Source organism: Neopoerus faecalis, from assembly GCF_029218125.1.
GTDB classification, from domain to species: domain Bacteria; phylum Bacillota; class Clostridia; order Oscillospirales; family Oscillospiraceae; genus Oscillibacter; species Oscillibacter faecalis_A.
Map to the genome: position 1 here is coordinate 95,884 of NZ_JARFXX010000003.1, position 20,701 is coordinate 116,584.

Sequence of the window (20,701 nt, forward strand, 5' to 3'; positions counted from 1 at the left end):
AGCCGTGTTATTTTTCCCAGAAAACGCGCACGTTGTGATCTGTGACCGGCCAGACCTCTTCCGCCATCGTCCCATCCTGATCGATCTCATAGGTGCAGACGGTAAAATCATAGGAGAGACCAAAGCTGTCCTTGCAGAGCAGATGGATTTCAACGGTATCGGAGGGTTGGCAGGAAATTTCCAGTCTTTCATCCGCCGTGTCCGGAGTATAGTAGGCCACATCGGGATCGCTGCTGAAGGTGGACTCCAAAATCTTTGCCGGAAAGGTCTGGACGGTCTCTCCGTTTTTCAGCACCTGAAAGACAGAATCAATTACCCTCGCGCCATACTGTCTTTCAAGCCCTATATCAATATCCATGCCCATACGGAACATTCCATCTTCATAAACATGACCGCTCAGACTGCTGCTGTTGCTCATCAGCGGCAGCAGCATGGCAAGGTCACTGTAACTGGTGACCTCCTCCCGGCTGGTCTGACCGCCGGCGGTGATGTTCATCGCAAAGGACACTTCTCCGGTCTGCTCCACCGGCAGGCTCACCGGGGCGGTGAACACGCCGTCCGCCCCGGTCATGGGCAGTTCCGCGGTTTGGCCGTTCTGGGTGATCAGCAGCGCCACCTCCGTGTCCGCCGTCCAGCGGCGGAGGGTGATGCTCATGTCGGCTTGCAGCGTATGGTTTTCCGGGTCAAGACCGGTGGGTTCAAAGGAAAAATCCGACAGATCCTCCGTCTGCTCCCGCTGCTTTGCGGACAGGTTCGTGATCCGATCATCCATATCGGAAAGCCGCCACGCGATACCGTCCAAATTGCTTTTCAGGATCGTCCGCGTATTCACCAGCTCCGCCCGGGTCACAAACAGGGCGATCAGCAGCACTACATTCAGTGCCAGAGATAGGATCTGAAACCAGTTTTTCTTCATAAGACCGCTCCTTTCACGCAAAGCATTTTCCCTTTACAGAATTTGTGTTTACAGAGTTTTTCTGTTTTTAGGCGCCCAGCCTCCGCAGGACTACCACCAGCGCCAGAATGACCGCGCCGCCCGCCAGAGCGATATAGTCCCGCCGCTGGTATTTCAGAACGTGCAGCTTTGTGCGGCCATCGCCGCCATGATAGCAGCGGCATTCCATGGCCGTTGCCAACTCATCGGCCCTGCGGAATGCGCTGATAAACAGCGGCACTAAAATTGGAACAAGGGCCTTGGCCTTTTGAAAGATATTTCCGCTTTCAAAATCCGCGCCTCGTGCCTTCTGTGCCGACATGATCTTATCCGTTTCCTCAATCAAGGTCGGGATAAAGCGCAGAGCAATGGCCATCATCATGGCCAGCTCGTGAACCGGCACCCGGAGCCTTTTCAACGGCCCCAGCAGCGACTCCAATCCGTCCGTCAGCCGAATGGGGCTGGTGGTGTAGGTCATCAAAAACGTACCCATGACCAGAAGCATAATGCGGACAACCATGAAAAGCGCATTCTGGATGCCCTTTTCCGAAATGCGAAGGATGCCCCATTCCAGAAGATACGTTTCAGCCGGTGTGAAGAAAATATTCAGGATACCGGTAAAGGCGATAATGACCACCAGCGGCTTCAGCCCGCGCACCAGCGACTTGAAGCCGACCTTGGATATTTTCACGCACACGGCCAGCGTGGCCGCCATAACCATGTATCCAAGCAGGCCCTTGGCGCTGAACAGCGCAATGATGTACAGCGTGACCAGTAAAATTTTAGTGCGGGGGTCCAGCCGGTGTGCCACGGTATTGCCCGGGAAATATTGCCCCAGTGTAATGTCCTTCAGCATTCCGCCCCCTCCCCTCTTAAAGCCAGAAGCTGCCGTTCCAATGCATCGGCAGTGTAAACGGCCGGGTCAACAGGCAGGCCGCGTTCCTTCAGCTCCATGGCAATGCGCGTGATCTGCGGCACATCCAAACCAGCGGAGAGCAGCTCCTGCCCTCTGGCAAATACCTCTGCCGATGTGCCCTGCATCAATACATGAGCGTTTTTCAGAACTAAAATCCTATCAACATTCTGTGCAATCTCATCCATACTGTGGCTCACCAGAATGATCGTCTTACCCTTATTGCGGTGATAGTCCCGGATATTTGCCATCAGATTTTCACGGCCCGCCGGGTCGAGACCCGCAGTGGGCTCGTCCAGCACCAGAACCTCCGGCTCCATCGCCAAAACGCCCGCCAGCGCGACCCGGCGCTTCTGACCGCCGGAAAGCTCAAAGGGGGATTTTTCAAGCTGTTCATCTCGGATTCCCACCAGTTTAGCAGCCTCCCGCACGGCATGGTCCAGCTCCTCACCGGTTTTTCCCTGATTGGCAGGGCCGAAGGCGATATCCTTGTAAACTGTCTCCTCAAAGAGCTGATATTCCGGGTACTGGAAAACCAGTCCCACGCGGAAGCGAACGTCCCGAATCTTTTTCGGCTCTGTCCAGATATCTTTCCCATGGAGCAATATCTGCCCCTCTGTAGGCTGAAGCAGACCGTTCAAATGCTGAATCAGAGTGGATTTTCCGGAGCCGGTATGTCCGATGATTCCTAAAAATTCGCCCTCCTGCACCTCAAAGCTCATGTGGTCTACGGCATTTCGCTGAAAGGGTGTTCCGGCGCCGTAGGTATGTGTCAGATTTTTTACCTGAATGATCGGTTCCAATGCCCTGTCCTCCATTACTTCTTCCCAAGCGCCGCCGCAATGGCATCCGCGCATTCCTCCACGGTCAGAGCATCCGGCGGAACGGCAACGCCATCCCGCCGCAGCCGGTCCAGCAGGTCAATGGTGTCGGGAACCGTCAGGCCCATGGAGCGCAGAGCCTCCACCTTCGTGAAAACCTCCCGCGGCCCGCCGTCCAAAACCACCTGACCGTCATCCATTACGATCACGCGGTCGGCGTCCTCCGCCTCGTTGATGTGGTGAGTAATAAGCACCACGGTAATTCCCTTTTCGCGGTTCAGCTTATGCACGGCGGAGAGAACCTCCTGCCGGCCAACGGGGTCCAGCATAGCCGTGGCCTCATCCAGCACGATGCAGGCAGGCTCCATTGCAATGACGCCGGCAATAGCTACCCGCTGCTTTTGACCGCCGGAGAGCAGGTGCGGCGCATGGGTGGTAAACGCGGTCATATCCACCGCTGCCAACGCCGCATCGACCCGGCGGCGAATCTCCTCCGTCGGGACACCTAAGTTCTCGGGGGCAAAGGCTACATCCTCCTCCACAACGTTGGCAACGATCTGGTTATCCGGGTTCTGGAACACCATTCCCACCCGGCGGCGAATCTCCAAAAGCAGGGCTTCGTCCTGCGTGTCCATGCCCTCTACGTACACCTTGCCGCCGCAGGGCAGCAGCACCGCGTTGAGGCATTTTGCAAATGTGGATTTGCCGGAGCCGTTGTGTCCAAGCACCACCACAAAGCTGCCCTTTTCAATAGTAACGCTGACGTCGCGCAGCGCAAGGGTCTGTGTTTCTCCCTCATCCGCCGGATAGGCGAACGCCAAATTTTTTGTTTCGATCATATCCATGAAGCGGATACCTCATTTGATTATAATTTAATCCAGCGGAGCCCGGTAAAAACCGCCGTAGAAATTTTCCGTCCGCAGCACGTTGATAATAGCGTGGGGGTCCACCTGTAAAATCAGATGAACGATGTCGCTTTCTTCATAGCTGGAGATCACCGTATGCAGTACGTTCATCGGCTCATGGCTGTAGCCGCCGATGGCGTTGACGCAGGAAATGCCATGCCGGCACGCCTTAATATACGCCGCCATGATCTCCTCCGCTTTTCTGGTCGTGACCTGCAGGGTCAGGCGCTCATAGCGGTGGTGGAACGCCTCCACGGTTTTCGTGGAAATAAATTGGAAAAGAATGGAATATCCCGCATACAGCCAGCCGAACAAAAAGCCGAATACGCACAGGATGCAGGCGTTGAACACAAATACATAAGACCAGATGGACTTTCCCGTTTTGTTGGAAACGTAAAGGGCAATAAAGTCCGTGCCGCCGGTGGAGGCATTGCCCTTCAGGGCAAGGACAACGCTGATACCCATTAAAAAGCCGCCGAAGACCGCGTTCAGCAGAATGTCATCAAAAATTGCCGGGAAGGTCAGGATTTTTAGAAACAAGCTGGTCAGTATGACCTGAAGGCAGGAAAAAAGCGTAAAGCGCGGACTGATGCTGCGATAGCAAAGGAATGCCACCGGCAGATTTAAGGCCACCAGCGCCACAGAAGTCGAAATAGCGCCGCCAAAAAGCGCGGCCACCCGGTCAATTAAAATCGCAACGCCCGTGAAGCCGCCGGAAAGCAGGCCCGCAGTCTGAACAAAGCTCTCAATCACAAAGGTTTGCAGCAGGGCCGAAAGCAGCACAGCCAAAAACGTGATGACAAACCTCAACTTTTTGTTCTTGATTTTTATCATAGCATCTCCTTTCTCCGAGGATATCCGCTTACTCCGAGAACCATCTTCCTGTTGCGCCGCAGGGCAGCGCCATACCGGTAGCAGACACCGGCAGCCCCAATTCGTCCCAGCTCACCGTGCCACCGTATTTTTCGGCTACCAGCAGATGCAGCAGATACCCAAGTACACTGGGCGCCAGCCCTGTTGTATAGGAATTGATGAGGACAAACAGCGGCTTGTCCGACAAAACACCGGCGCACAGCTTCACAAAGGGATACAGGCTCTCCTCCAACTTCCAGACCTCGCCGCCGGGGCCGCGTCCATAGCTGGGCGGGTCCATGATGATGGCGTCATAGGTCTTGCCGCGGCGAATCTCCCGCTCCACAAATTTCGCGCAGTCATCTACGATCCAACGAATCGGTGCGTCTGACAGGCCGGAAAGACGCGCATTGTCCTTGGCCCATGCCACCATACCCTTTGCCGCATCCACATGGCACACGCTGGCCCCTGCCTTGGCGCAGGCCACGGTAGCGCCGCCGGTATAGGCAAACAGGTTCAGCACCCGGATAGGCCGGCCGGCATTGCGAATCTTATTCATAGCAAAATCCCAGTTCACCGCCTGCTCGGGAAACAGGCCCGTATGCTTGAAGTTCATGGGCTTTACCTGAAAGGTCAGCTCATCGTAGTGAATTTGCCAGCTTTCCGGCAGTGTTTTTTTCTCCCAGTGTCCGCCGCCGGTCTGAGATCGGAGATATCTGGCGTTTGCCTTTTTCCATGCGGGATGGCGATGATCCGTTTCCCAGATGGCCTGCGGGTCCGGGCGCACCAAATACTGCTTGTCCCAGCGTTCCAGCTTTTCTCCTCCGCCGCAGTCCAGCAGCTCATAATCCTGCCATTGATCCGCAATCCACATCAAGATTCCTCCCTCGCGTTCCCCGGCCTTCGGCAGAACGCACTTACTCATAATAAAACGATTTTATTGTAGCATGAAATCCCATTACGGTCAACAGCTTTCCCATCTGTGACCATGACGTTATGAAGTTAAAAAAAGGACGGGAGCTCATCGCCCCCGTCTCTTGAAATTTACAGAATGATACAGATTAGGCCGCCGCTGCCCTCGTTGATAATGCGGGTCAGTGTCTCCTGCAGCTTCTTTCTTGCGTCCTCCGGCATTCGCTTCAACTTGGTCTGCAGATCGTCGCTGACGACCTCGTGAAAGCTGCGGCCGAAGATGTTGGATTGCCAGATCTTACTGGTGTCTCCCTCAAACTCCTGCAGCAGATAGTTCACCATGTCCTCGGACTGCTTTTCATTCCCCATAATAGGGCTGACCGCCGTTTCAATATCTGCCCGAATCATGTGTATGCTCTGGTACAAACCGAAGTCTTTCCTTTGGACCTTTTTATCACGTAATTCTGCTGCTCCGGCATACCTTTCAGATAGACAGTAACATGAACCACTTTCTTATCCTCTGTCCCCATAACCTCCATGTAATCCAGCAAGGCATCTACGAGGCCAACTGTAAACCCTTCCGAGAAATCAAGCTCTCTGGAAATCATCTGCTTTAATGCTCTGGTATACTGAACTCGGTCCTGATCATCCTGTCGCTGTTTCTCCAGCTCTGCCAGACGATCTTCCAATGTTTTCAGTTCCGCATTGAAACGTTCATTTCTGGCAGCAAACTCCGCATTCGACAGGTTCCCACTGATGCTTAAATCCAACAGCCGGTCCTTTCGCTGCAAAATAGTGTCCATCTCTGCCTTGCATTTCGTAGTTTCCGCTTCAATTTTATCTTTCGTGTCAACGGAATTGTAAATACGGATCAGTTCTTCTACGATCTCTGACTTGTACTTGGCAACTTCCTCTAACGATTGGCGCAAAATATCGTCAATTTCAGTTGTGTAAAGGATTGGCATTTCACAGCCACTCTTGCCGTTTTTTACATATTCCTGACACTGCCACACCTCTTTGTTGCCGCTTTTGTAGCGGTAGAGGCTTCGATAGTAAGGCGTCTTGTGGATGCCGCAGATAATCTTCCCACTGTATGGGTACTGGTTCTGGTAGCAGCTTTTATCCTTGGCACTCTGCTTCTCTGACCGGCGCATCAACAGGCGATTCGCCTTGTCCCACAGTTCTTCCGTCACAATAGGCGGCACATTTTCTTCATCCCGATACATGATCCACTCATCCGGTGAAAAATATTTGACGTTCTTCAGCTTGTAATCAATCTTACTGGTTTTTCCTCCGCAGTACCAGCCTTTATACTTTGGATTGCTGAGAATCCCCCGGACTGTACTAAAGGAAAAGCCTCTGCCGTTGCTGTTTTTATAGCCGTGGTCTGTCAGATAATTAGCGATCGCCCGGACACCCATATACTGATTGGCGTACAGATCAAAAGTCAAACGGACGATCTCCGCCTCTGTCTCGTCAATCACCAACTTTCCATCCTGCTTCCGATAGCCCCAAATTCGGTTGCTTCCCAACACCACACCGTTTTCAATGGCACGTTTGAAGCCGAACTTCACACGCTCTGAAATCTTGCGTACTTCATCCTGTGCGATACTGGACATGATAGTTAAACGCAGCTCCGCATCCGGCATCAAGGTATTGATATTGTCCGACTGAAAAAAGACGCCTACACCGCATTGAAGCAATTCCTGCGTGTAGCGGATGCTATCCAGCGTATTGCGGGAAAATCGGGAGATCTCTTTTGTCACAATGAAGTCGAATTTCTTTTCATGGGCATCTTCGATCATCCGTAAAAAACGTTCCCGCTTTTTTACACTGGTGCCGCTGAGTCCTTCGTCCACATACCCCTCAACAAATGTCCAGTTTGGGCAACGCTGGATAAAATCGGTATAGTAGCTGACCTGTGCAGACAACGAGTGTAATTGCTCGTCCTTATCTGTGGAAACGCGGGCATAGTATGTAACGCGCAGCGGAAGATCATAAATAGTCTTTCCTGAAGTTAAGGCATTTCGTATTTCATAAATATCCACAGGTAGCCTCCGTAACTTCTGTTTGTTCATATATCATACTATAAGAAACGCAATTTTTCAATCACCTCTCCCCTGCTATCCACTTTATCAAAAATGAATATGCTTCTTTGTCGAAATCAACACCGTTAGCCTCCCATCAATTTCAAGCATTGCAGCATTTCTTTTCTCTGAACCAAAAAGCGGCATATTTGTAAGGTGCTGTTCCTCAACAGGTATCGCCATATTCGGCAGACATACGTTCATACGCATTTCTCTCTTTCATCCGCATTGATGGGTTGTATTCATCCAACCATGGTAATCTATCACACTGCCCACAAAATATGGTTTTGACAAATCCGCCGTCCGCAGCCAGGCATCCATAGGAAGCAGTTCGGCGTGGTCAGAGTCATAGACGTAGAAGCCGAAGCGGTCTGCGTAGCTTTCCGTGACACTATTGAGCGCCGCATGGAAAGCCGGGGCAGGCATAATGCTGCTGAACATATCGTAGGACGCCTTTGCCAAAGCCCGTACTGCCGCCATAAAATAGGGATAACTGTTTCGGAAATATCGTGCCTTGAAATCGTGGACGAATCGCAGCTGATCTCCGTCCCTTATACAAAGGTCGCCAAAGTGCTGCTCCAAACAACGGATTTGGACTGCTCTCGTAATTTCGTCCGTATCCGCTGCCGAGTCGGCCACAGTCTGGAAGAACCATTCCGGCAGACTGTCTATGGTAGCCCTCCGGCTCTCTGAAATCGGCTGCTCTGAAAATTCATAAATTGTGCTGTGCATGGTTTATTCCGCCTTCCCGGCGTATTTGCTGCGGAACTCCGCAACTGTGGCACAAGGATCATCATCTATGTAGCCCCAATCCCTACTGCTGTCGAAGTTCAGATAACCGCAGGCGGGCAAGGCCAACGGCTGCAAGGTCAGGATGGTTCCGTAGAAGTCAACAAGGATGCCTCTTGCCAACTGGCAGGGATCACCCCAATCTTCGTCCGCGTGGCGGACTTCATACATCTTCATATCTGTGGGAACGCTGGCCCTGTCCACACGCCAGTCGGTAAACAGGGCCGGTGTGCCAAGTACGATGATTTCGTCAAAGATGATCTCATTTGCGTTTTTTCTCATAGTTCATTCTCCTAATAAAAACGGCCCCGGTATGACCCGGAGCCGCAGCAGATTATTTATTTCAGCCGGAACACCGGTCCGTGGGGCGTAAAGGGCAGCCTGTTTCCGGCGGGGAGCAGGAAAGCATGATTGCGTCCACGGAGGTTCAGCCGGTCACAGGCCCCATCCGTAATAACAAGCAGCGGCGCTTCTTTCGGAAAAGCAGCATCCGTATCCAGCAGATCGATTCCCGGTTGCAGCTTTGTCCCACCTCGACCCCGAACTTTCACCATTCCGGCAATTTCATCCGGGGCCATGATCCCCTGGTCATAAGCGGCAGCGTCGCAGAACAGTACCCTAACATGATGTACGTCCCGTGATTCTGCATAGCTGGCAATGGAGCCCAATGCCGCAGCCAGCAGCCCCCGTTCCATAGAGCCAGACGTGTCCAGCAGAACACCGAATATCCGCTGCTCTGCCTGCTCCTCAGGGAGAAACCACGCCGGACGGGGAATGTCCGGTGTCGCACTCTGCCGTCTGCTTAATCGGGCGTAAGTCCTCCGAGGTTCCAAAGGCCGAAACTGTTCATCAAACCAGCGGGCAAGCTGCACATCCCATGGGATCGGCGGCTGCTGAATGGCCCGGACTTCCTCTACAAAGCTGCCGGGCAGCGTCCCCCGTCGGTGCTGTTGATGGTAGTCCAGGCCACGCTGGATTGCGGAGCGGTAAAAGGAATCGACCTCCGCGCCGTTCTGCGTTTCCCAATCGTTGTCGCTGCTATAAATAATGTCCTTGGGGTCAAGGCTTAGGTAATAGCGGATGTTTTCACACAGCTTATCATAGACCGTTTCTGCGGACATTCCTTTAAAGTGTTCATCGTACAGCAAGCCTTCCGGCATTTGCCCCACGTTCATTTCCACCAGCCAGCCGTTGATGATGTAGTCGCAGGCTACATTCCATAAAATAGGATCACGTCCTTCCCGTCGTATATCATGCCGCAGGGCAGCGTGGAGAAATTCGTGTGCGAGGACAAACTTCCATTCCTCAAAAGACAGCCGACAGCCGGGATTGACGTAAATCTCCTGCAAGTGTGCATTGACTGCCGCAATGGGGACACGCATCCGCTGGACAACGGCCAGATCATCCACCAGTTGAAAACCGGCGGCAACGGCCCCCAGCAACGGATAGCTGCTGACAAACCACTCTTTTGCTCTATGGTAGCCGGTGCTGTTGTGTTTCCGCGCTTTCTGTTCCGCTTTCATCACCCCACCGGCTAACTGAATGGATTCCCGCAGGGAACGTCTGAGGGAATCGGCAAAGGCGGCTTCAAAGTCACGGAAGCGGCTTACCCCATCCCAGACCATATCCGGCCTGCCATGTGACATGAGACTCAGATTTGATCCGAGGCGCTTGTCCGGTTCCACAAGCAGCCGATGATACAGCTTTTCTTCATCTGCGGCAGCAGTATTCAGAATACCGCTGACATCCATCGGCGGCGTTCCGATTTTACCGTCCAGTAAAAACCGTGTCACCGCAATGTCACACGTCTGCTGCCATACCGGATCATGGATACGGTTTTCCTGTAAATGTCCCAACCCTAAGTGCAGCATGAGATGTGCAAGCACATACGTCCATTCCCCCATCGTCCCATCCTTGCGCGGGTTCAGGAAGATATGACCGGTGCTGGTGACATACCCCCAATCATCCTTTGACATGGGGCAGCTGTTATCCATATGGATGTGGGGGATCTCCTCCGCCAGACCCACCAGCGGAGAAGCCCCAATCTTCGCAAGAGCAGCGTCTATGGCACTGCCCTGATTGGATTGCTTGGGGTGCTTCATAAATCACTCCCGCTTTCTCAGAAGACGGGGAATGTCCTTAGCGGCCTCTACTACAAACCAGTTTGGCAGGTCTGTCCCGTCCTCCGGTGTGATCGTCATTTGGGCGATTTCCAAGCTGATCTCCGCCAATTCGATCAACAGCTCTTTTGCCCGGAACACCAATGCCATACTTTCCCCGCTCAGTTTGCTACGGGATTCCGGCAGTTCCTTGATCAGCTGACTGCGGAAGCTCTGAGCGAGAAAATACAGCACATCCCGTTCCTCCGGCTTGCCGGGCCATTTTTGCGTCCCATCCAGAATTTTCTTTAGGGAATACTTGCTGCGGACTTGCCGGACATAAGCTATAAATTGCGTAGCGTGAGCGGCAGTGAGGCAGCCATAAGCACACAGAGATAAGGTGCTTTCCGGGATGTCCTCTCCGTAGCTGTGCAGAATGTCACTGAGCATTTCCCAGCTTCGGGGTGTGGAGAACGGTTCCTCGGTCTTGGGCGGCTGTGCCCACAGATGATCCGGGCGGGAGCAGATGTAATCATAGACGAACCGGTGAATACCGTTCTGCGCCGCCCATTCCAGCCAGACACGGCTATTGGCAGTCAGCTCCACATGGAACATCCGGTTCACCAGCGCCGAGGACATAGGCCGAGTGATGGCATTGTCCTGTGCACGGTTGCCAGCGCCAATGACGATAGATCCATCCGGCAGACGGTATTCTCCGATACGGCGTTCCAGAATGAGCGAATAAAATGCTTTCTGTACCTCGTGGGAACAGGCGTTCAGCTCATCCAGAAACAGACAGTACGGTTCCTCTCTTGCAATGCTCCGGGGCGGACAAAATATGCTGCATCCCTCTACGATCTGCGGCACGCCGATGATGTCCTCCGGGGCTAACTGACTGCCCAGCAGAGAAACGCACTCCAATCCCACATCCGCCGCAAACTGCCGTACAATGGCGGATTTCCCAATGCCGGGAGCGCCCCAGATAAACACCGGGCGGACAGTTGCCACATTCAGCAGCACATCCATAAGCTGTTTCTGATCTACTTGTACTGGCAAATTCAACGCTGACACCCCTTCCTATGTATAATGTAGCAACTGCTGTGGACAGGCATTGTCTCTTTGGAGATTTTTTTCAGAATCATGCTTCCGGCCCAACTTCTGTGACTTCGCCTGTCTCGCTGTCCACCTCCAGCACTGTGCCGGGAACAGCATACATATCCTCCCCGACATCCGTTTTGATGGTGCCATCCAAGGCCAAGCCCCGCTGAAAGTCTGATTTCAGCGGGGCGTATTTCAGGACTTTCTTTAAAACCGTCTTTTTCGCCATCTCCTCAAAGTTCGTCTGCCATGGGCCGGAAGAAAAAGACTTGCTGTACTGCTGTGCAAAGGTGCGGACAGCATCCATGCTCATTACATCAAAGCCGAAGCCGCCCTCCTTGGTGCGGAACATGGCATAGACATAGGTCGGCTCCCCACGGTCAGAGGCAGCTGGAATGTGCTTCAGCACTGGTTCCAAGCCAAAGGAATAGTTGAAGCTATCATGTTCATAGACCACCTGTGCCTGAATGATGCTGACCTCTCCGCTGCGATAGGCCAAGTCGATCAGCCCTTTGTAGCCCAACTGGAATTGGCATTCGCTGCAATGCGTTTTATTGTTATAAAATGGGATCAGATACGCCTGTCCCAAAGGCGTGTTTGGCTCCATGCCAAGCTGGGCCGCTGTCATCATAGCGGCAAGGAACGATTGCGGAGTGGTCTGCCCCAGCTTAGGATTGGTGGAAAGGGCCGAAAGTACAATGCGGGTAAAGCGTTCCGGCGTCATGACTGCCGGGAGGGCTTTTTTGATCTCCCCCTGCATCTGCTTGATGTAGGCTTGCATAGATGCCTTGGCTTCTGCTTTTGCCGCAGGCTGCGCCGTGGCTTTCTGAATCATATCGTTACTCATAATTTTAACCTGCCTCTTTCTCCTCCGTTACCTTAAAGGGACGGAGGTTTGTATTTTTGTAGTACGGTGCCAAATCAATGCTGGGATGGTCCTTGGCAAATGCCTTCGCCTGAAAAGTCTGCCTTGACTGTGACTTCCAACTGATATGGAACAGACCGCAGGAACCGCTTTCCGCTTCGCCCATGTCTGCCTTGATGGTATTCTCAATTTCTCCGATTCGGGTATCCAGTGCCTTTTTATCCTCTTTCAGCCGCATATACTCCCTCAGAACGGTATCCCGTCCGAACAGGTCTGCGGTGGTCTGTTCGCTGATGGGATAGACTTCCCGCAGCGCTGCGGAAGTTGCTTCGGAACCGTCTGCATCCGGGGGTGTATCCTGCTCTACCAGCTTCCAGAAGTCTGTCTCGGCAGCCATGAGCGCATCAATTTCCGCCTGATTGCGTTCCAGTGTAAAGGTAAAGAACCCACGGCCATAGGCCAGAACTGCCAGATACCAACGGTCTGTCCCGGTAACTGCCAGATAGTGAACGCATTGCGCGTAATACTGTACCGGGAACTCGACACCGTTAAACTGTTTCAGGTCTAAGGGAAAGGTGGTTTTGCACTCCAAGCCTGCGTTTTCGCCCATGACCATCCGGTCTACGTCAGCGTGTGCAAAGGGATACTTCGGATGATACAGCATGGCAGGCAGACGGTAGACCCGCTTGCCGGTTTCCTCCATCCAGCGGCGGGCCACATAGTCCTCCAAATCCCGGCCCTGCCGCATGGCTTCGGTGTCCTCTTTCTCCGCTGCCCGTCCGGTTTTATCTGCCCAGACAGAAAAAGGGCTTGTCCATCTGGACAAGCCCACGATCCCGGCAGCGTCAGAGCCGCCGATTGTTTTCCTGCGCCGCATGAGCCATTCTTCCCGGCTCATGCCTTTGGTAGATACTCTCTGGATTCCTCGCATAGTGCGCTCCCTCCTTTATTTCATGCAAAGAGCGGCCATTCTGTCCAACAGGACATGGCCGCTCATTACCTTGTTCCAAGTATTTTCCTGATAGGTCTTTGTGTTCCTGTGGGGCATACTGTGTGTCACCAGATCGCTGATGGCGTTGATCGCACCCCAAGCAGTTCCACGGAACCTCCTGATATCCGGGGCGAAGTAACAGACCATAAACTCGTCCTTGATTTTGTCGATGGTAGCCTTTTCCCGCTCGGAGGTTTTGTCCGTAACAGGAAAGAGTTCGTTCAGGATTTTCCTAATCTCATCATCCTGAATGGTCTTATTGGCCGCCATATCCGCATACTGCGCCAGCCCGTCCATATAATCCTCCGCACGGAACAGGCAGTCCCGTGCTTCATTCAGGCGCTCATGCACATTTTCCGTATGCCGCATAGACCAGGTGCGCTTGGCGGTTGCCAGCGCCACGTTCAGAGTATTGTTGCAAACCACCCGCACCGGCGTCATGCAGACCCGGACGCCGCTGCTGCCATCATGGGCGCTGGTAAAGCAGAGATAGGGTTCTACGGCATCACCGGCAATCTGCTGCTCCGGCATTTTAGCCAGAAGCCAGATCTGCTTACCGTCCCGGAGAGAGCCTGCGGTTTCGTAGCGGACATCCGTGCCAATCAGTTCGTCTGTAAACTTGAAAGCGTCCCGGTTCTGCACCACCTTGTAACGATCTCCCACCACACCCAGCACACTGTCATCACTGTCCCGCACGTTGGCTTTGAAGCCCTTGATGACGCCGCCTCTGGAATTGAACACATTTTCCTGACGGACATTCCAATCCAATCCCGCAAAGCGCAAAGCATCCTCGCTGTTGGGTGCTTCGGATACCTCCACTCCCAGACCGTGCCACGGTTTCTCCCGCACATACATCATCGTCTCGACATTGGCTGCCATTTTTAAGTACCTTCTTTCTCAAAATTTCACCGAAAACGCCCTGCGATCCGCTGCCCTATGATACGCAAGATCGCCGAAGCGTCTCCGGTGCCATTATGATAGTATCTAATTGAAATCCGGTGCTTTTACGTTGTAAAGGTAAAAACATACCCAGTTGAGAATGCCAAACTTTCTCAACTGGGTAATACGTATAAAGTTCTGTTATCGTTGCCCATTCCCGTACCTATTAGAGTAGTGAGGTGTTAACAGGGACAATACAATCAGGCTGGTTCTCGCAGCCATCACATTACTTTGTGTTTATTTCATTATTTCCCTGATGTCCGTGACAATGCAGTGAACCATAAGTTGTATTGACATACTATAGCAGGAATGATACCATCAGTATGTCGAAAACGAGCAGATGGGGGATAATAATATATATGACGCTAAATCAATTAAAGGTGGGCGCCTCCGGCACCATTACCGCAGTAGGCGGTGATGGTGCTCTGCGCTGCCGGTTGTTGGATATGGGGCTGATTCCTCACACAAAAGTGGCCTTACAGAAAATTGCTCCTATGGGTGACCCGATTGAAATTCAGGTCCGAGGCTATGAGTTAACTCTCCGGGTAGAGGAGGCTCAAAAAATCGAAGTGGAGGAGGATGCCAAATGACCTTTGCACTTGTTGGTAATCAAAATTGCGGAAAAACCACATTATTCAACGCCCTTACCGGTTCTAATCAGCATGTTGGTAACTTCCCCGGCGTTACAGTCGATCAAAAAATGGGCGAAATGCGGGATGAAAAAGGTTGCTCTGTGGTTGATTTGCCGGGCATCTATTCTTTGCGGCCTTATACACAGGAAGAAATCGTTACTCGGGACTTCATCATTAACCAGAAGCCAGACGGTATCATTAACATCGTGGATGCCACCAACATTGAGCGAAATCTGTACTTAACGCTCCAATTGCTGGAACTGCGAGTCCCTATGGTACTGGCGCTGAACATGATGGACGAGGTGCGCGCCAACGGCGGCTCTATTGATGTACAAAAGATGAGCAGTGCCCTCGGGATTCCCGTGGTGCCTATCGCTGCGGCTAAGGGCGAGGGCGTTAGTGAACTGGTAGATCAGGCAATAACTGTGGCCCGCAGGAAAGTTTTTCCTAAAGTTACAGATTTTTGCTCAGAAACTTCCGCTGTCCACCGCTGCATTCATGCGGTCGTGCATCTGATTGCAGATCATGCCGACCGTATCGGCATCCCAGCACGGTTTTGTGCCGCCAAGCTGATTGAGGGCGGTGACGATTTAGCCGATCAACTGGGATTGGATGAAAACGAAAAGGAACTTTTGGAGCACTGTATTGTCCAGATGGAGGCCGAAACGGGTCTGGATCGCAATGCCGCTCTGGCGGATATGCGTTATAGCTTTATTGAAGGAGTAGTAGAAGCATCCGTTGTAAAATGCCACGAGAGTCGGGAACATGCCCGTTCTATGAAAATTGACCGGATCCTTACCGGTCGGTATACCGCTATTCCAACCTTTCTGGCAATCATGCTCGTGACCTTCTATCTCACCTTTCATGTTATTGGGCAGCGGCTATCCGATTGGTTAGAGGTTGGAGTCAGTGCCTTAACTACTGTGGCAGATCATGCTTTAACGGCTTATGGTATTAATCCTGTGGTACATAGCCTGATTATCGATGGTATTTTTGCCGGCGTCGGCAGCGTACTGGTATTTCTGCCCATTATTGTGACGCTGTTCTTCTTCCTGTCAATTCTGGAGGATACAGGTTATATGGCTCGTGTTGCCTTTGTGATGGACAAGCCCTTACGAAAAATTGGATTGTCCGGCCGCAGCATTGTGCCAATGCTGATCGGCTTCGGCTGCTCTGTACCAGCCATCATGGCTACCCGAACTGTTTCCTCAGACCGGGACCGGAAAATGACAATTCTGTTGACACCCTATATGAGCTGTTCTGCCAAAATATCCATTTATGCCTTCTTCACCGCTGCTTTTTGCCAGAAGTATCAGGCCTTGGTGATGATGTCACTGTATTTGCTGGGTATCACGATCGGCATTGTTGCCGCTCTTATCATGGATCAGACAGTATTTCGCGGTAAGCCAGTTCCCTTTGTCATGGAACTGCCCAATTATCGCCTCCCGAGTCTCAAGAGTGTTGCTCTGCTGCTTTGGGAAAAGGCACGGGATTTTTTGCAGCGGGCGTTTACCGTAATTTTTCTGGCGACGATCATCATCTGGTTCCTTCAGAGCTTTGATACCCGACTGAACGTTGTGAGCGACAGTGCCGACAGCCTTCTTGCTTTGATTGGGCGATGGATTGCTCCGGCATTTGCTCCCCTTGGCTTTGCGGATTGGCGCTGCGCCACTTCCTTGATCTCCGGCTTTATCGCCAAGGAATCCGTTGTCAGCACGCTGAAAGTCCTGTTGGGTGGTGCGGCACTTACAACGTTGTTTGCCAGCCGTTCCGCCATCAGCTTTCTTGTGTTCACGCTGCTGTATACTCCTTGTATCGCAGCAGTGGCTACCATTCGTCGGGAATTTGGTTCTACCCTGAAAACGGTAGGCGTTGTGCTTATGCAGTGCTGTGTGGCTTGGATCACGGCCTTTATTGTCTATACTCTGGCAGGTATCCTGTGATGCGGATACGTGACTGGGTTTTACTCCTCGTTATTGCCGCTGCGGCAGTTGCGGCATTCCGAGGCTGGCAAAAAGGCTGTAATTGCAACGATAGAAACGGCTGCTGTGGGGACTGTTCACACTGCAGAAAACACTGTGACTAAAAAGAATAACAGAGATTGATTATTTGACTTACACTTATATAGATCAACAAAGGGCCTCCCGAATGGGAGGCCCTTTGTTGATTGTAAGCTTATTTCTTACTTGCCCTGATAGGCACGATAGAGGAACGTAACGATCTGTGCTCTCGTGCAGCCGTTGTTGGGGCTGAAGGTGGAAGCGGACGTACCGTTGGTCACGCCGCTCTCCACGGCCCAGGCCACTGCGTCAGCATAGAAAGCATCGGCCGTCACGTCGGTGAAGCCGTTCACCGTGGTGGGCGCGGTGCCCAGTGCGCGATACAGGAACGTCACGCTCTGCGCGCGGGTGCAGGTGGCGTTGGGGCTGAAGGTGCCGTCGCCGGTACCCAGCGTGATGCCATTCTCCACAGCCCAGGCCACAGCCTTGGCGTAGTAGCTGCCTGCGGGAACATCCGCGAAGCTCACCGTGCTCTTAGGCGCGGGAGAGCCGGCGGCGCGCCACAGGAAGGTGACGATGTGGGCGCGGGTGCAGGAGCCGTTGGGGTTGAAGGTGCCGTCGCCGGTACCGCCGGTGATGCCCTTCTTGGCGGCCCACTTCACGGCCTCATAGTAGTAGGCGTCGGTGGAAACGTCCGCGAAGTCCAGCGTCTTGATCTCAGCAAATTCCGCGGAAACCGTCACCTTGGAGGCGGGCATGGTGAAGGTAAACTTGCCATCGCCCTTGTCCTTCACCTTGATCTTGCTGCCGTTGGCGTCCTTCACGGTCAGGGTGTCCAGCTCATAGCCGCTGTCGGGCTTGACGGTGATGGTCACGGTATCGCCCTTGGAGGCGCTCTTGGGGCTGACGGTCACATCGCCGTGCTTGACAGAGGGCGCGGAGACGTCATAGCGTCTGGAGGAGGAGCTGGAACCGCTGGAACTGCCGGAAGAGCTTCTGACAGTAAAGGTATAGACATCGCCGTCCACGGACAGGTTATAGCCAGAACCAGCAGTAATCGCGCCGGTGAAAGACTTGCTATTCTTATCGAGCGTGAACTTCACCGCACGGCTGACAACAGCGTTTGCGGAGGTATCTTTCAGAAGCGTAATGGTGCCATTATTGGCTACAGCGTCCACAGCCTTCTGGAGATCGGTGTAGCTGGTGCCGTCAACCTCAGCAATGGCGGAAGCCGTCGAAGTCACCGTAAAGGTGCTGAAGCCGTGGGGGTTGATAAAGGTAGCAGTTGTGCCAGAAGCATTGACAGTCGCAGTGTACTCATAGCCCTTGTGTTGGACATAAATGCTGCCGTTTGCTTCGGCAAAGTCGGTAGGCAAAGCGATAGTCAGTTCAATGGGCTTATTGATGGACAGCGGTACGCCGGACTTGAGTGTGGCGGTCCTGGCCGTGGCAATAGTTGTGGGATCGTCGGTAGTGGCTACCACATTGTACTTGGCACTGATCTCGAGGGTCAGCTTGCCAGCATCAGCACTTTTGACGTTCACTTCCAGATAGGGCTGAACCACAACGGTGACGGTGTCACCGCTATTTACAGGAATGCCCTTTGCAGTGAGTGCAGCCTCAGCGACTTTCTTGGTGCCGACTACGGCAGGATCGTTGGTCATGCCAGAGGCAGCCACCGTGTCGGTCAAGGTCTTGGTGGTATCAGCAGCCTTGGCAGCGTTCTTCACAGTGTTCTCAGTAATGCCAGCAACGCCAGCGGGGATCGTCACAGTGGCCTCACCGGCAGTTACAGCGGTTTCAACATCGGTATCCCTGTCACCAACCTTGTAAGCGAAAGCACTCTGATCGCTGGTCACAAGGCCCTTACCCTCAGCCAGATATGCAGTCGGGTCGGAGGTGAAATAACCGCCAGAGATGGCAATGCGTTTATTGCTGTCGTCCTCTTTTTGAATTACCTGAACGGCATCAACATCAGACTTGAAATTGCCGCCTGTAACAGAAATCTTAGAGTCATCGCTCATACCCGGGTAACCTGCTTCGCTATCAAAAACAAGTGCGGCGCACGGAACCACAACACGGGAATCGCCGACCTTACCGGTCACGTTACCGGTGGTATTGAACACACCGCCATTAACGGTCACCTGTCCACCACGTGCAACAATGCCGGCACCGCCAGTAATATTGAATGTACCGCCGTTAACCGTGATATTATCTTTCCACGGCGCATAGATACCGCAAGCTACATAACCACTAGATTGAATTGTGCCGTTGAAGGTGCCACCATTGATTGTAATCTCATTGGCCCCACCTTCTCTCTTTGTACCATTGAAAATTACAACTGCATTATCGATACCGGTAAATACACCATCCTTGATAGTAACAGTTGCACCAACAACGGTTTTGTCTCCTCCAATGGCGCCTTCTTGACCGGTAACCTTTGCGTATTCGATGGTTGTTGTAGAGTTAGCGCCAACACCGATACCGGCATTCTTACCAGAGTAGATTTCACCGGTTTTTTTAGAATCTGTGACGGTCAGTGTACCATTGTTAATGATAGCATCGTATTTACCATCTGTTGGAGCTGTAACCTTATGTCCATTCAAATCAAGCGTAATGCTTTTTCCAGCCGGAATTACCACCTGTCCGTTCACATCATCAGCCAGCTTGATGGTCGCGCCGTCAGCAGCATACTTGACCGCATTGGCAAGGTCGGTAAACGCACCGCCGGTGATGGAGAGTTTATTATTTGTGCTATATACGTTACCGTTGAAAGAGCCGCCAGAAACCGTTATGGAAACATCTTTTGCAACATTCTCAGCCTTTTCGTCCTTAACAGTATCTATTTCGTAAAGTGCATGGCCATTTGTTCCAGTCTCTGAAATCTCTCCCCCCTTAATGTTCACATCAATGGGCAGATTGGTTGTATGCTGCGAGACAGCAATAGCTGCACCCGTAACTGTGGAACCATTGCCATTGGGAACAGGGTCGCTGAAATTTCCGGTAGCCGAAATTTTAGCTGTATCTTCGACATTTAACTTACCGGCACGAATTTCAATGCCAAACTCGGTACCAGACAGTGTACCGGCGATATTATAAGTGCCATAGCCAGCAGCATAAATTGCAGCACCATCCGCACTCACAATTTTACCGCTTTCCGTTACCGTGATTTCGGGAATATTACCCTGCGTGGCTTTAGCGTTTCCGGTCACAGTAAATCCATAAGTGGATTTTACCGTTCCTTCCACAATCACCTTCGCGCCATAAGCCTTATAGTCTTTATGCCAGATAGCAAGGCCGTAACTGCCCTGATTGTCAATCACTACATCCTTTCCAATCGTCACAACAGAATAGTCCGCTGTATCGGTACTAGTGCCATAAGCAAAAATAGTGGGCAGCCATTTGTTATCATCATTACCATGACTGGAAGTAATATTTCCTTTACCAGTAACATTCAGTGCACCATTATCTACAAGGAAGTAATTGTCCGCCTTAAAAGTAATGTTTTTCTCGTTCAAATTTAAATCAACATTTTTGCCGCCTGTGATGCTAATTGTTTCCAATTCGGTCACATCAGCCAGCAGCGTGACGGTCTCGCCATCCTTCGCCGCATTAACAGCCTCAGCCAGCGTCGCATATTCGGTCTCGCCAACCTTGGCAACCTTGGTCGCCGCAGGTGCTTCCACCGGCGTGGGTTCGCCGCCCGCGGGCACTTCCGCCGTCTCTCCTTCCGCCATTGCCGCTGTCGGCAGCAGCGTCAAGGCCATTGCCAGCGTCAGCAAAATTGATAGAAATTTTCGTTTCATACTACATCCTCCCGTTAGTATAAAATATATGCCCCGCTACCGCTGCAGGGCCGATTGA

Annotated in this window: 18 protein-coding genes and 1 pseudogene; 2 read left to right on the forward strand and 17 right to left on the reverse strand. The window is 52.4% G+C overall.

All coding sequences use genetic code 11. The features are described from left to right. Positions 1-7: 7 nt before the first annotated feature. From PY311_RS04780 to PY311_RS04855, 16 genes and pseudogenes are all read right to left on the reverse strand, one after another. Entirely contained in the window at positions 8-916 is a 909-nt protein-coding gene (locus PY311_RS04780) for a hypothetical protein (RefSeq protein ID WP_286147522.1), read from the reverse strand. Positions 917-983: 67 nt separating this feature from the next. Then, positions 984-1,790, reverse strand: coding sequence for an energy-coupling factor transporter transmembrane component T family protein (locus tag PY311_RS04785; protein WP_286147523.1), 807 nt, complete (start codon positions 1,788-1,790; stop codon positions 984-986). Further along, positions 1,784-2,650: an energy-coupling factor transporter ATPase gene (locus PY311_RS04790; RefSeq protein WP_286147524.1), complete on the reverse strand. Its 867-nt coding sequence runs from the start codon at positions 2,648-2,650 to the stop codon at positions 1,784-1,786. The genes PY311_RS04785 and PY311_RS04790 overlap by 7 nt, the downstream gene beginning before the upstream one ends. Before the next feature lie 14 nt (positions 2,651-2,664). Then, positions 2,665-3,513, reverse strand: a complete 849-nt coding sequence (locus PY311_RS04795; protein ID WP_286147525.1) for an energy-coupling factor transporter ATPase — start codon at positions 3,511-3,513, stop codon at positions 2,665-2,667. A 27-nt stretch (positions 3,514-3,540) separates the two neighbouring features. Then, positions 3,541-4,407, reverse strand: a complete 867-nt coding sequence (locus PY311_RS04800) for a YitT family protein (RefSeq protein WP_286147526.1) — start codon at positions 4,405-4,407, stop codon at positions 3,541-3,543. Between the two features lie 28 nt (positions 4,408-4,435). Next, positions 4,436-5,299 (reverse strand): class I SAM-dependent methyltransferase, encoded by an 864-nt coding sequence (locus PY311_RS04805; protein WP_286147527.1) that lies wholly within the window; start codon positions 5,297-5,299, stop codon positions 4,436-4,438. 170 nt (positions 5,300-5,469) lie between these two features. Next, positions 5,470-5,754 (reverse strand): annotated as a pseudogene (locus tag PY311_RS04810) (sporulation stage IV protein A); the annotation flags it as partial. Continuing rightward, positions 5,742-7,385: a recombinase family protein gene (locus PY311_RS04815; protein WP_286147528.1), complete on the reverse strand. Its 1,644-nt coding sequence runs from the start codon at positions 7,383-7,385 to the stop codon at positions 5,742-5,744. The pseudogene PY311_RS04810 and the gene PY311_RS04815, both read right to left, overlap by 13 nt. Before the next feature lie 87 nt (positions 7,386-7,472). Next, positions 7,473-7,628, reverse strand: coding sequence for a hypothetical protein (locus PY311_RS04820; protein WP_286147529.1), 156 nt, complete (start codon positions 7,626-7,628; stop codon positions 7,473-7,475). Between the two features lie 15 nt (positions 7,629-7,643). After that, complete coding sequence (locus tag PY311_RS04825; RefSeq protein WP_286147530.1) at positions 7,644-8,156, reverse strand: hypothetical protein; 513 nt, start codon at positions 8,154-8,156, stop codon at positions 7,644-7,646. 3 nt (positions 8,157-8,159) lie between these two features. Then, complete coding sequence (locus PY311_RS04830) at positions 8,160-8,495, reverse strand: LPD28 domain-containing protein (RefSeq protein ID WP_286147531.1); 336 nt, start codon at positions 8,493-8,495, stop codon at positions 8,160-8,162. Between the two features lie 56 nt (positions 8,496-8,551). Then, complete coding sequence (locus PY311_RS04835) at positions 8,552-10,315, reverse strand: vWA domain-containing protein (protein ID WP_286147532.1); 1,764 nt, start codon at positions 10,313-10,315, stop codon at positions 8,552-8,554. A 3-nt stretch (positions 10,316-10,318) separates the two neighbouring features. Then, positions 10,319-11,368: an AAA family ATPase gene (locus PY311_RS04840; RefSeq protein ID WP_286147533.1), complete on the reverse strand. Its 1,050-nt coding sequence runs from the start codon at positions 11,366-11,368 to the stop codon at positions 10,319-10,321. A gap of 82 nt (positions 11,369-11,450) precedes the next feature. Then, on the reverse strand, positions 11,451-12,257 hold the full coding sequence (locus tag PY311_RS04845; protein WP_286147534.1) for a recombinase RecT: 807 nt from the start codon (positions 12,255-12,257) through the stop codon (positions 11,451-11,453). A gap of 4 nt (positions 12,258-12,261) precedes the next feature. Beyond that, positions 12,262-13,206, reverse strand: a complete 945-nt coding sequence (locus PY311_RS04850; RefSeq protein ID WP_286147535.1) for a YqaJ viral recombinase family nuclease — start codon at positions 13,204-13,206, stop codon at positions 12,262-12,264. A 15-nt stretch (positions 13,207-13,221) separates the two neighbouring features. Continuing rightward, positions 13,222-14,145: a DUF932 domain-containing protein gene (locus PY311_RS04855; protein ID WP_286147536.1), complete on the reverse strand. Its 924-nt coding sequence runs from the start codon at positions 14,143-14,145 to the stop codon at positions 13,222-13,224. A 419-nt stretch (positions 14,146-14,564) separates the two neighbouring features. On the opposite strand from PY311_RS04855, the gene PY311_RS04860 reads away from it, so the two are divergent. Further along, positions 14,565-14,795, forward strand: coding sequence for a FeoA family protein (locus PY311_RS04860; protein WP_286147537.1), 231 nt, complete (start codon positions 14,565-14,567; stop codon positions 14,793-14,795). Further along, the gene (gene feoB / locus PY311_RS04865; RefSeq protein ID WP_286147538.1) at positions 14,792-16,780 is read left to right on the forward strand and encodes a ferrous iron transport protein B; all 1,989 of its coding nucleotides are present in this window, start codon (positions 14,792-14,794) and stop codon (positions 16,778-16,780) included. Before PY311_RS04860 ends, feoB begins: the two co-directional genes overlap by 4 nt. A gap of 239 nt (positions 16,781-17,019) precedes the next feature. On the opposite strand, the gene PY311_RS04870 is transcribed toward feoB, so the two are convergent. Then, positions 17,020-20,643: an S-layer homology domain-containing protein gene (locus tag PY311_RS04870; RefSeq protein WP_286147539.1), complete on the reverse strand. Its 3,624-nt coding sequence runs from the start codon at positions 20,641-20,643 to the stop codon at positions 17,020-17,022. Between the last annotated feature and the right edge of the window lie 58 nt (positions 20,644-20,701).